Origin of the sequence: Arthrobacter sp. ISL-5 (genome assembly GCF_018613835.1) — a bacterium.
Taxonomy (GTDB): domain Bacteria; phylum Actinomycetota; class Actinomycetes; order Actinomycetales; family Micrococcaceae; genus Arthrobacter.
In genome coordinates this window covers 36,359-48,193 of record NZ_JAGGPM010000005.1, presented here as the reverse complement: position 1 = coordinate 48,193, position 11,835 = coordinate 36,359, and the positions used below count along the sequence as shown (strand labels likewise).

At 66.2% G+C, this 11,835-nt stretch carries 10 protein-coding genes; 3 read left to right on the top strand and 7 right to left on the bottom strand.

What is annotated here, in order from left to right:
- The first annotated feature begins 17 nt into the window (after nt 1-17).
- Both secG and J7I89_RS02675 read left to right on the top strand, forming a co-directional pair.
- Nucleotides 18-275 carry a preprotein translocase subunit SecG gene (gene secG / locus J7I89_RS02680; RefSeq protein WP_214967048.1) on the top strand — a complete coding sequence of 86 codons (258 nt, stop codon included), beginning with the start codon at nt 18-20 and terminating at the stop codon, nt 273-275.
- Between the two features lie 148 nt (nt 276-423).
- The gene (locus J7I89_RS02675; RefSeq protein WP_214967046.1) at nt 424-801 is read left to right on the top strand and encodes an RNA polymerase-binding protein RbpA; all 378 of its coding nucleotides are present in this window, start codon (nt 424-426) and stop codon (nt 799-801) included.
- Here J7I89_RS02675 and pgl read toward each other — a convergent pair.
- From pgl to tkt, 6 genes are read right to left on the bottom strand one after another with little or no spacing between them, the layout of a single operon-like run.
- Entirely contained in the window at nt 772-1,590 is an 819-nt protein-coding gene (gene pgl / locus J7I89_RS02670; protein WP_214967044.1) for a 6-phosphogluconolactonase, read from the bottom strand. The genes J7I89_RS02675 and pgl overlap by 30 nt on opposite strands.
- Nucleotides 1,580-2,521 (bottom strand): glucose-6-phosphate dehydrogenase assembly protein OpcA, encoded by a 942-nt coding sequence (locus tag J7I89_RS02665; protein ID WP_214967042.1) that lies wholly within the window; start codon nt 2,519-2,521, stop codon nt 1,580-1,582. Before J7I89_RS02665 ends, pgl begins: the two co-directional genes overlap by 11 nt.
- On the bottom strand, nt 2,518-4,077 hold the full coding sequence (gene zwf, locus J7I89_RS02660; protein ID WP_214967040.1) for a glucose-6-phosphate dehydrogenase: 1,560 nt from the start codon (nt 4,075-4,077) through the stop codon (nt 2,518-2,520). The genes J7I89_RS02665 and zwf overlap by 4 nt, the downstream gene beginning before the upstream one ends.
- A 15-nt stretch (nt 4,078-4,092) precedes the next feature.
- Nucleotides 4,093-5,727, bottom strand: a complete 1,635-nt coding sequence (locus J7I89_RS02655; RefSeq protein ID WP_214967038.1) for a glucose-6-phosphate isomerase — start codon at nt 5,725-5,727, stop codon at nt 4,093-4,095.
- 6 nt (nt 5,728-5,733) lie between these two features.
- Nucleotides 5,734-6,852, bottom strand: a complete 1,119-nt coding sequence (tal, locus tag J7I89_RS02650; RefSeq protein ID WP_214967036.1) for a transaldolase — start codon at nt 6,850-6,852, stop codon at nt 5,734-5,736.
- Nucleotides 6,853-6,881: 29 nt separating this feature from the next.
- Nucleotides 6,882-8,999, bottom strand: coding sequence for a transketolase (gene tkt / locus J7I89_RS02645; RefSeq protein ID WP_214967165.1), 2,118 nt, complete (start codon nt 8,997-8,999; stop codon nt 6,882-6,884).
- Nucleotides 9,000-9,519: 520 nt separating this feature from the next.
- Between tkt and J7I89_RS02640 the strand changes: the two genes are divergently transcribed.
- Complete coding sequence (locus tag J7I89_RS02640) at nt 9,520-10,479, top strand: heme o synthase (RefSeq protein WP_214967034.1); 960 nt, start codon at nt 9,520-9,522, stop codon at nt 10,477-10,479.
- Nucleotides 10,480-10,887: 408 nt separating this feature from the next.
- On the opposite strand, the gene J7I89_RS02635 is transcribed toward J7I89_RS02640, so the two are convergent.
- A complete protein-coding gene (locus tag J7I89_RS02635) occupies nt 10,888-11,832 on the bottom strand; it encodes a heme A synthase (protein WP_214967032.1) in 945 nt (314 codons plus the stop codon).
- Nucleotides 11,833-11,835: the final 3 nt, after the last annotated feature.

Here is an 11,835-nt window from a genome sequence, read left to right as displayed (position 1 = left end):
ACCCTCGAAAGGCCGTCGTGGACGTTCTTCATGTCATTCTGCAGATCCTCCTGGGCATCACCAGCCTGCTGCTGACGCTGCTCATCCTGCTCCACAAGGGACGTGGCGGCGGTCTGTCGGACATGTTCGGCGGCGGAATGAGTTCCGGCCTGAGCTCTTCAGGCGTCGCGGAAAAGAACCTGAACAGGTTCACCGTCATCCTTGGCATCACCTGGGGCGCCGTGATCATCGCGCTCGGCCTGCTGATGCGGTTCACGGGTGTGGCTGACTCCTAGCTTGGAAGACCCCTTGCCTTTTAGGCCCGGGCGAGTTCGGATCTGTTCCGGACTTGCCCGGGCCTTTACCCTGCCGCCACCGGCAACTCCGCACTAAACTGGCTGTTGGACCTAACGGCAGCGCAGCCATTAGAAGCGAGGAGTTCCCATGGTGCATTCCACTTCAGGATTCCGGGGCACCCGGGTGGGTGTCACACAGGGAGCCGGATTGAAGAACCAAGGCGATGACCCGCTCGGTGAGCTTTTGCCGCGTATTTGTGTCTCCTATTGGTGCGCCCTGGGACATGAGACGCGGCCTGTTTTCGTTAAGCTGCCCGAAGAGGAGATTCCCGCTACTTGGGACTGCCGCCGGTGCGGCAGGCCGGCGTCGCGGACTCCGGGCGTAGCGCCCGCTAAGGAAACGGCGGAAGACGGCTTCAAAACGCATCTGGAATACGTTAAAGAAAGACGCTCCAGCCAAGACGCCGAGGACGTCCTGGCTGGAGCATTGCGAAGGCTACGAGCCAGCAGGGGCCTTCCGGACTAGCTGCTGGGGCACGCGCGCGGCAGCATTTTCGTCAATCAGCCAGAGCGTGCGCGAGCGTCCCGCAGGTCCGGCCGCGGGAACCTGAACGGGGTTGGCGCCGGCCAAGGCCAGGCCCACTGCCCCGGCCTTGTCCTCACCGGCCACCACCATCCATACTTCAGATGCTGTGTTGATCGCCGGAAGCGTCAGCGAGATCCGTTCGGGCGGCGGCTTGGGGGAGTTCCGCACTCCCACAACCGTCCGCTCCTTTTCGCGGATGCCGCCCTGCTCCGGAAAGAGGGACGCCACGTGCGCGTCCGGCCCCACGCCCAACAGGACAACGTCGAAACGGGGAAGGTTGCCCGGATTCTCGGGCCTGTCATCTGAGGTGTCCGCGGCGTGCTCGGCGGCCGCGGCCTCGCCGAGCCGGCGCGCATAGTCCTCGGCTGCCTGCTCAGGGGTCTCGAACTCGTCGGTCGAACCCGGTTCGTGGATGCGGTCCGGATCAACGTCGATGTGCTTCAACAGCGCTTCGTGCGCCTGGAGCGTGTTGCGGTCCGGGTCCTTGGACCCGAGGAAACGCTCGTCGCCCCACCAGAAGTTCACCTTGGCCCAGTCCACGGCGGGCGCAGCGGGTGAGTCTGCCACGGCCTTGAGCGTGCCGATGCCCACCGTGCCCCCGGTCAGCACCACCGTTGCTTCACCGAATCGGTCCTGGACATCCACAAGCTTGGTGATCAGGCGGGCCGCAATGGCGGCCATGAGTACGGATGAGTCTGGATGGATGCTTACTCTGGGGTCAGCGCTCACTGGGTCGGACACTCCTTAGATTGGTACGTGGCAGTCCAATAGTAATCACTTCGCCGAACACTTCGTCGGGATCCAGGCGGCGGAGTTCCTCGGCGAGGCAGTCCCGCAGGCTGCGGCGCGGCAGGGAGATCCGCTGCGCGGGCTGGCCCGGCTGGGTCAGTTCGGCAACGGAGAGCCCGGGGCGGAACAGCTGCACGTCGCCGCTGGCCCTGCAGAGCCGGACCCGCCGGATACCGGTTCCTGCGGGATCGGCAACGATGGTTACCGGCGCGTCGAGGGACAGCGTCAGCCACGCCGCCAGCAGGATGGTGCTGGGGGAGTCGGACGCGCCCTCCACGGCCACGGCCGTGACGGGCGAGGAATCCACCTGGTCCAGGACGGCGGCGAGCTGGATGCGCCAGTTGGTCAGGCGGGTCCAGGCGAGGTCGGTGTCGCCGGCCTTGTAGGTGTTGCGGATGTTCTCGAGCGCAACCTGGGGCTCGGCCTCGTTCGCGGAGTCGGTGATGCGCCGGTGCGCGATCCGGCCGATCGAGGTTTCGCTGGCGTTCTTCGGCGCGCCGTGCGGCCACCAGGCCACGATCGGCGCGTCCGGCAGCAGCAGCGCGGCGACGAGGGATTCGCTTTCCTCGGCCAGTTCCCCGAAGCCGCGGAGCACGATGACCTCGGAGGCGCCGGCGTCCCCGCCCACACGGATCTGGGCATCGAGCCGGTTGGGCGCGGCGGAGCCGGCGTCCGCGAGCACGATGATCCGGCAGGGGTGTTCCCGGCTGGCCTCGTTCGCGGCCTCGATGGCCTCCTCCTCCAGCCCGGACTTGGTGACCACCACGAGGGTGAGCACCCGTCCGAGGGCGATCACGCCGCCCTGCTCCCGCAGGGACATGATCTTCTTGGAGACCTTGGAGGTGGTGGTGTTCGGGAGATCTACAATCATGGCCTTCTCCAGGTTCGTCCGTCGCGGGCTAGGAGCTCGTCAGCGGAGGCCGGGCCCCAGCTGCCGGGCGCGTACGGTTCGGGCTGCTCGCCGAGGCCTTCCCAGTACTCCTCGAAGGGATCCAGGATCTTCCAGGACAGCTCCACTTCCTCATGCCGCGGGAACAGCGGCGGCTCCCCGAGCAGCACGTCCAGGATCAGCCGTTCGTAGGCTTCGGGGCTGGATTCGGTGAAGGAGTGCCCGTAGCCGAAGTCCATGGTCACGTCCCTCACTTCCATCTGCGTGCCCGGGACCTTGGACCCGAACCGGATCGTGGCGCCCTCGTCCGGCTGGACCCGGATGACCACGGCGTTCTGGCCGAAGTCGTCCTCGCCGTGGTCGCGGAAGAGCAGGTTCGGGGCGCGCTTGAACACCACCGCGATCTCGGTGACGCGCCGGCCCAGCCGCTTGCCCGCCCGGAGGTAGAACGGCACCCCGGACCAGCGCCGGGTGTTGATGTCCACCCGGATCGCGGCAAAGGTCTCGGTGGTGGAGTCGGCCGGGATGCCTTCCTCCTCGAGGTAGCCCTGGACCTGCTCGCCGCCCTGCCAGCCGCCGGCGAACTGCCCGCGCGCCGAATGGGTGGACAGATCCTCCGGAAGCCTGACCGCGGCGAGGACCTTTTCCTTCTCCGCGCGCAGGTCATCGGCGTTGAAGGAGATGGGCTCCTCCATCGCCGTCAGGGCCAGCAGCTGCAGCAGGTGGTTCTGGATCACGTCGCGGGCCGCGCCCACCCCGTCGTAGTACCCTGCCCGGCCGCCGGTGCCGATGTCCTCGGCCATGGTGATCTGCACATGGTCCACGTAGTTCGCGTTCCAGAGCGGTTCGAACAGCTGGTTCGCGAAGCGCAGCGCCAGAATGTTCTGCACCGTCTCCTTGCCCAGGTAATGGTCGATCCGGAACACCGCGTCGGGCGGGAACACCGATTCGACGATGTCGTTCAGGGCCCGGGCGGACTCCAGGTCGTGCCCGAACGGCTTCTCGATCACCACCCGGCGCCACTTCTCCCCCTCGGCCTGGGCCAGCCCGTGCTTGGAGAGCTGCCGGCAGACCTGTTCGAAGGCCTTCGGCGGAATCGACAGGTAGAACGCGTGGTTCCCGCGGGTGCCGCGGTTCTCGTCGAGTTCCTTGATGGTCTCGCCGAGCCGCTCAAACGCGGAATCGTCGTCGAACTCGCCCTGCACGAAGCGGATGCCCTCGGAGAGCTGGTTCCAGACCGCCTCATCAAAAGGAGTACGGGAGTACGCAATCACGGCATCCTTCACCTCGGCGGCGAAGTCCTCGTTATCCCACGCCCGGCGGGCAAAGCCCACCAGGGCAAAACTGGGCGGCAGCAGCCCACGGTTGGCGAGGTCGTAGACAGCGGGCATGAGCTTCTTGCGGGCAAGATCCCCCGTGACTCCGAAGAGCACGAGCGAGGACGGCCCGGCGATCCGGTTCAGGCGGCGGTCCCGGGGATCCCGCAGCGGGTTCCCGTTCCTGCCTGCTGACCTTCTGCCGTTCAGGGTTTCTGGCATGGTTGGTTCGGTGCCTTAGCTTTCAGTGACGGATGTTGCCTGGCCGGCAAGCGCGGAAACGATCTCCTGGAACTGGGCCACACCGGCTGCACGGTCGGTGAGGTGCAGGCGCAGGACCGGGCGGCCGTGTTCGCTCAGCACCTGCGCGTCGCCGGCCGCCTGCGCCGTGATCAGCTCGCCGAAAGTGAACGGGCGGTCCGGAATGGCAAGGTCCTTGCTGGAAGCCGCCGTGACCTGCAGGAATACGCCGATGGCGGGGCCGCCCTTGTGGAACTGCCCGGTCGAGTGGAGGAAGCGCGGTCCCCAGCCGAAGGTGACCGGACGGTCGCTTACTGCAGCCAGTTCGTCGCGGATGCCCTCAAGGCGCGCATATGCCAGCCGGTCAAAGTACGCCTGAACACTGAGGTAGCCGCTGCTGCCCAACTGACCGAGCAGCGCGGAAACGGCTTCGGCCGCGGTGGCCGAGCCGCCGAGCCAGTCGCCACCGCGGACTTCGATGGCACCGTCAACGAAGGCTGCGGGCGTTGGTTCCGGCTGCGCATCCAGCAGGCCGCGGGCGGCGACCTTGGCTGCTTCGACGTCGGGCTGGTCAAACGGGTTGATACCCAGGAGCCGGCCGGCCACCGCCGTGGCAAACTCCCACACCATCATCTGGGTGGCGAGTCCGCCTGCGATGGCAACCTCGTTTTCGCCGAGTTCGACGTCGGCATCCGGGCTCACGAGCCGCACCACGAGTACGTCTTCGGCGCCCGAGGTAACCTCCGGTGCGGACGTGCCGGCAACGACGGGCAGGACGCCGGTGCCGAGCTTGCCGGTGGATTCGGCGATGAGCTGCTCGGCCCAGTCGGCAAAGCCCACGATGCCCGAGCCGTCCTCGGCGATGACGATCTTGTCGCGCAGCGGGCTGGTGCCGCCGAGTGCCGTTCCCAGGGCCAGCCCGATGTTCTCGGGCGCGTCCTCGTTCAGGATTTCGGCGGCTTCCTCAGCCTCGTCCAGGAAGGATTCGATGTCGACGCCGGCCAGGCCCGAGGGCACGAGTCCGAAGGCCGTCAGGGCAGAATAGCGTCCGCCCACGTTCGGGTCCGCGTTGAAGATGGCACGGTAGCCGGCCTCGCGGGACGCCTTGTCCAGCGGCGAACCGGGGTCGGTCACGATGATGATCCGGCTCTTGGCGTCGATACCGGCTTCGTTGAAGGCGTTCTCGAAGACCCGCCGCTGAGAATCCGTTTCAAGGGTCGAACCCGACTTCGAAGAAACCACGACCGCGGTCTCGGCGAGACGGTCCGCGAGGGCAGCACCGACCTGTTCGGGGTCGGTGCTGTCCAGCACGGTCAGCTCGACGCCAGCGGTGCCGGCGATGACTTCAGGAGCGAGCGAGGAGCCGCCCATGCCGCAAAGGACGATGCGCGTAACGCCGTCGGCCTTCAGTGCATCGCGGAGTTCCAGGATGCCGCCGACGAGGGGCCGTGCGACGGTGGCCGCCTCGACCCAGCCCAGGCGGACTGCGGACTCGGCTTCAGCATCGGGACCCCACAGCGTGTGGTCCTTCGCGAAGATGCGGGTGGCGATCCGGTCCTCCACCAGGGCGGGCAGGTGCTGCTCAAGAGCCTTCCGGGCGGCGCCGGTGGCGTCGTAGCTGAGTGTGCTCATTGTGTACTAGGAAGCCTTCCGTGCGGTGGCGAGGGCGCCCTCAACGTCGGCCAGCAGTTCCTTCCAGCTGGCAACAAACTTGTCCAGGCCTTCGGATTCGAGCACGGCAACAACCTCGTTGTAGGAGACGCCGAGTGCTTCCAGGGCGTTGAGGGTGGCGTTGGCTTCCTCGTACGTTCCGGTGATGGTGTCGCCGGTGATGACGCCATGGTCGAACGTGGCGTCGAGGGTCTTCTCCGGCATGGTGTTCACGACGCCGGGGGCAACGAGTTCGGTGACGTAGAGGGTGTCCGGGTAGGCCGGGTCCTTCACGCCGGTGGAGGCCCAGAGCGGACGCTGCGGCAGGGCGCCTGCCTCGGCCAGGACGGCCCAGCGCTCGGTGGAGAACTGCTCCTCGTAGACCTGGTAGGCGAGGCGGGCGTTGGCAACGCCGGCCTTGCCCTTGAGTGCCTTGGCCTCGTCGGTGCCGATGGCGTTGAGGCGCTTGTCGATCTCGGTGTCCACGCGGGAGACGAAGAACGAGGCCACGGAGTGGATCGTCGAGAGGTCGTGGCCGTTGTCTTTGGCCTGCTCCAGGCCGGACTGGAAGGCGTTGATGACGGCGCGGTAGCGCTCCAGCGAGAAGATCAGGGTCACGTTGACGCTGATGCCCTCGGCGAGGGTGGCCGTGATGGCCTCGAGGCCTTCAAGGGTGGCAGGGATCTTGATGTGCACGTTGTCCCGGCCGACCTTCTTGTACAGGTGCTTGGCCTCGGCGATCGTGCCTGCGGTGTCCCAGGCGAGGCGCGGGTCGACCTCGATGGAAACGCGGCCATCAACACCGTTGGTTGCCGCGGCAACCGGAGCGAACAGGTCGCAGGCGTCTGCGACGTCCGTGGTGGTGATTTCGAAGATGGTCTCTTCGATGCTGGCGCCGGCCGCTGCTTCCTTGGCGATGACGGCGTCGTAGTCATGGCCGGTGGTGATGGCGGCGTGGAAGATGCTGGGGTTCGTCGTGACACCCACAACGTTCTTCTCTTCGATGAGCTTCTGCAGGGTGCCCGTCTTCAGGCGGCCGCGGGAGAGGTCATCGAGCCAGATGGAAACGCCGGCGTCGGAGAGCTGCTGGGTGGGAGTGGTAGTCATTTCATTTCTCCTTGAAACTGTAGGTGCTGTCAGGACTGGATTCCGGCGAGGGAATCCTTGGCGGCGGCGGTGACAGCTTCTGCCGTGATGCCGAATTCCTGGAAGAGGCGCTTGTAGTCGGCTGAGGCGCCGAAGTGCTCGAGGCTGATGGAGCGTCCGGCGTCGCCGACGAACTCCTTCCAGCCCAGGGCCAGGCCGGCCTCGACCGAAACGCGGGCCTTGACTGCGGCGGGCAGGACTGCCTCGCGGTAGGCGGCGTCCTGCTTGTTGAACCACTCGACGCAGGGCATGGAGAGCACGCGGGTGGCGATGCCCTCGGCCTGAAGCGCTTCGCGGGCCTCAACGGCGAGCTGGACTTCCGAACCGGTGCCGATGAGGATGACGTCGGCCGGAACGGTCTTGCCGTCCTTGGAGGCCTCGGCCAGGACGTAGCCGCCCTTGGCAACGCCGGCGGTGGAACCGAAGGTGTCACCCTCGGCGTCGCCCTCGCCGCGGGCGTAGGTGGGGATGTTCTGGCGGGTCAGCACGATGCCTGCGGGGTTCTCGTGGTTCGCCAGCATGGACTTCCATGCCGCGGAGACCTCGTTGGCGTCACCGGGACGGACGACGTCCAGGCCCGGAATGGCGCGCAGGGAGGCGAGCTGTTCCACCGGCTGGTGGGTGGGGCCGTCTTCGCCGAGGCCGATCGAGTCGTGGGTCCAGACGTACAGGGACGGCACGCCCATGAGGGCGCCGAGGCGGATGGCGGGGCGCTGGTAGTCGCTGAAGATCAGGAACGTGCCGGAGAACGCGCGGGTCTTGCCGTGCAGGGCGATGCCGTTGACGATCGAAGCCGCAGCATGCTCGCGGATACCGAAGTGCAGGACGCGGCCGTAGGGGTTGCCCTTCCAGGCCTCGGTCTGCTTGGACGCCGGAACGAACGACGGCGAACCCTCGATCGTGGTGTTGTTCGATTCCGCGAGGTCCGCGGAGCCGCCCCAGAGTTCCGGCATGACCGGGCCGATGGCGTTCAGGACCTTGCCGGAGGCCGCACGGGTGGACACGTCCTTGCCGGCCGGGAAGACGGGCAGCGCGGCGTCCAGTTCGGTGGGCAGTTTGCGCGCTTCCACGCGCTCCAGGAGGGCAGCCGCTTCCGGGTTGGCGGACTGCCAGGCCGCGAAGGACTCCTCCCATTCCTTGCGTGCGTGGGCTCCGCGGTCCACGACGGCGCGTGCATGGGCCAGCACGTCCTCATCGACCTCGAAGGTCTTCTCGGGGTCGAAGCCAAGGACTTCCTTCAGGGCTGCCACTTCTTCGGAGCCCAGGGCCGAGCCGTGGATCTTGCCGGTGTTCTGCTTCTTCGGCGCGGGGTAGCCGATGATGGTGCGCAGCGAGACGATGGACGGCTTGGACGTCTCGCCCTGGGCCGCCTGGAGTGCGGCGTGCAGTTCCTGGACGTCTTCCTGGTACTCGCCGGTCTTCGTCCAGTCCACGCGCTGGACGTGCCAGCCGTAGGCCTCGTAGCGCTTGAGGACGTCCTCGGTGAAGGCGATGTCGGTGTCGTCCTCGATGGAGATGTGGTTCTCGTCGTAGATGACCACGAGGTTGCCGAGCTCCTGGTGGCCGGCGAGGGATGAGGCCTCGGAGGTCACGCCTTCCTGGAGGTCGCCGTCGGAGGCGATGACCCAGATGGTGTGGTCGAACGGGCTGGTGCCGGGAGCGGCATCGGCGTCGAACAGGCCGCGCTGGCGGCGCTGGGAGTAGGCGAAGCCGACTGCGGACGCGAGGCCCTGGCCGAGCGGGCCGGTGGTGATCTCCACGCCGGCGGTGTGCTTGTATTCCGGGTGGCCGGGGGTCAGCGAACCCCAGGTGCGCAGGGCCTGCAGGTCCTTCAGTTCCAGGCCGTAGCCGGAGAGGAACAGCTGGATGTACAGCGTCAGGGACGTGTGGCCGGGGGAGAGGATGAACCGGTCACGGCCGATCCAGTCCGGGTTCTTGGGGTCGTGGCGCATCATCTTCTGAAAGAGAAGGTATGCGGCCGGAGCCAGGCTCATTGCAGTGCCGGGGTGGCCATTGCCCACCTTTTCGACGGCGTCGGCGGCCAGGACACGGACCGTGTCAACCGCGCGCTGGTCCAAGCTGGTCCATGTCAGTTCTTGCTCTTTCAAATGTGGCACGAAAACCGGGCCCCTCTCTGTGCTAACGGCAAGCGGTACGGACAGGTCGCGGCAAAGGCACAGGTCGGTGCCCGCTGCGTTTTTGTCTACCAGCCGTTCACCATTGAAACGTTGATCTTCATTCAGTCGCTGGACGGAGTGGGAATGCGGTTTCTAGCCGATTCCCAGTGTGCGCTGATCTGCAGACAGCTTAGCTCTATTCCACACTTCGGGCAGCGAAAATCTCACCAAATGGACGCAATTTCTCTTTTGTGAATCACTCTTGGCGGGCGTCTCCGGTGAGGCTGCGTTAATGTGCTCGAAGCGGGCTCGAAGGAATCATTTTCAGTGATTTGCCCGAGCCCGGTGGTGCCAACGACGGATGCGGGACCGCGGTATGATATCGGGAGGCCACCGGCGGACAGGCAGGGCCCGCGCAGCGGACCTTCAAGCCCGTCAACCGCCGTTGAGGGATCATTCCGGACCCAGGATTCGGGCAGATCAGTCAGACAACACAGCCAGACAGAACAGAGTGACTGCCAACGTGAGCACAACAGATACGCCGCTGACCTCCAGCAGGGTCCACGGAAGAGCCGGACTAGCCCGCAAGGCGAAGGCGTACCTTGCTCTCACCAAGCCGCGGGTCATTGAACTTCTGCTGGTCAGCACGCTCCCCACGATGATCTACGCCCAGCGCGGTTTTCCGTCCCTCGGGCTCATCATCGCAACGCTGGTGGGCGGCGCATTCGCCGCCGGCAGCGCCGGCGCCTTCAACTGCTACATCGACCGCGACATCGACAAGCTGATGCACCGCACCGAAAAGCGTCCGCTGGTCACCGGTGAGGTCACGCCGCGGGAGGCCCTCATCTTTGCGTGGCTGCTGGGCGCGGCCGCAATCGCCATCCTCTGGTTCGGCGCGAATCCGCTCTCCGCGTGGCTCGGGCTCGGTGCGATCGTCTTTTACGTGGTGATCTACACCATGATCCTGAAGCGGCGAACTGCCCAGAACATCGTCTGGGGCGGGGCGGCCGGCTGCTTCCCGGTTCTCATCGCGTGGGCTGCTGTCACCAACACCGTCGAGTGGCCGGCAGTCGTACTGTTCATGGTGATCTTCCTGTGGACTCCGCCGCACTACTGGCCGCTGTCCATGCGCTACGGCGAGGACTACCGGAACGCCAACGTGCCCATGCTCGGCGCCATCGCAGGCGCCAAGGTGGTTTCCGTGCAGGTGGTCCTCTACGCCTGGGCCATGGTTGCGTGTTCGCTGCTCATGGTCCCCGCCGGCGGTGCCGGCTGGGTCTACACCGTGACCGCCGTTCTTGCCGGCGCCTGGTTCCTGTACGAGTCCCACGCCCTGTACAACCGGGCGCAGGGCGGGGACCTGTCCGATAATGGCGCCATGAAGGTCTTCCACGGCTCCATCAGCTACCTGACGCTCCTCTTCATCGCCCTGGCCGTGGACCCGTTCGTGGGCTCAGCCATTATGGGCTGACCGGGCACCCCCAGGACGCTCTCTCACCTTTCGCAATAAATTCGGCCACGCTCTCTCACTTTTCGCAACAGATTCCGCAACGCTCTCTCACTTTTCGCAACAGATTCGGCAACGCTCCTTCACATCATCATGTGGGGGAGCTTCCTTATAGCGTACGGAAGTGAGAGAGCGTTTGTGTTTGGGCGACAGGGAGTGAGAGAGCGTCGGCAGATCGCGTGCAGGAAGTGAGGGCATCGGCCGAAAGTGCGCAGGAAGTGAGAGAGCGTCGGTAGAGAACAGAAAAGCACCCCGGTCAACGCGGACCGGAGTGCTTCTCTTGTGCCGAGCTACCTTCTGTGCCCAGCTACTTCTGAGCTGAGCTACTTTGCGGCGGGGCGCGCGGCTGATGCGTGCTACTTGACGCGCCCGCTACTTGACGGGGCTGTAGCGGGCGATGTCCCAGGCGTTGGTTGCAGCGCTCATCAGCAGCGCCGCGCCCAGCATGTGGGCGCCCACGAGGAGCGCCGGGATGCCGTTGTAGTACTGGGTGAAACCGATGACGGCCTGCAGCAGCGTGACGCCGAGGAGCAGCAGCACGGCCGTGCGGAACGGGCCGGAGATGCCGCGGCGGAACACCAGGTAGGCGGCAAACAGGGTTCCGGCGGTGATCAGGTAGGCAGGCACGGCGTGGATGTGGGAGAAGAGGTCCCAGTCGAGGTTGTTGCGGGGTGCCTTGGCGTCGCCCGCGTGCGGGCCTGCGCCGGTCACCACGACGCCCAGCATGACCGCCACCGCGGAGAAAACAGCGACGGCGGTCATCACCGGCCGCAGGACTCCCGGCAGGGACGTCAGCGGGCGGGTGAGGAACCGGCCGGTCCTGCCGTACGCGCGGTTGACCAGCAGCGTGGCGAAGACCACCAGGGCCATGGACACCAGGAAGTGAAGGCCCACCACCCACGGGTTCAGCCGCGTCAGCACCGTCACCCCGCCGATGATGGCCTGCGCGGGAATGCTCGCCAGCAGCCCCAGGGCAAGCAGGAAGAGATCCTTGCGTTCCTTGCGCAGGTTCCACAGGTAGACCAGCATCATTGCCGCGACGGCGGCGAGGGCGAAGGTCAGGAGCCGGTTGCCGAACTCGATGAAGCCGTGGATTCCCATTTCGGGTGTGTTGACCAGGGATTCGTTCGTGCAGCGGGGCCAGGTGGGGCAGCCCAGCCCTGACGCGGTCAGCCTGACGGCGCCGCCCGTGACCACCAGCAGCGTCTGCCCGATCAGGGACAGCAAGGCGAGGCGGCGGACTGTTGCATCAACGGTGACCGGAAGCTTTGACGCCAGGCGGCCGACGATCTGGGGGAGGCGCGAAGCCGTGCTCACGGT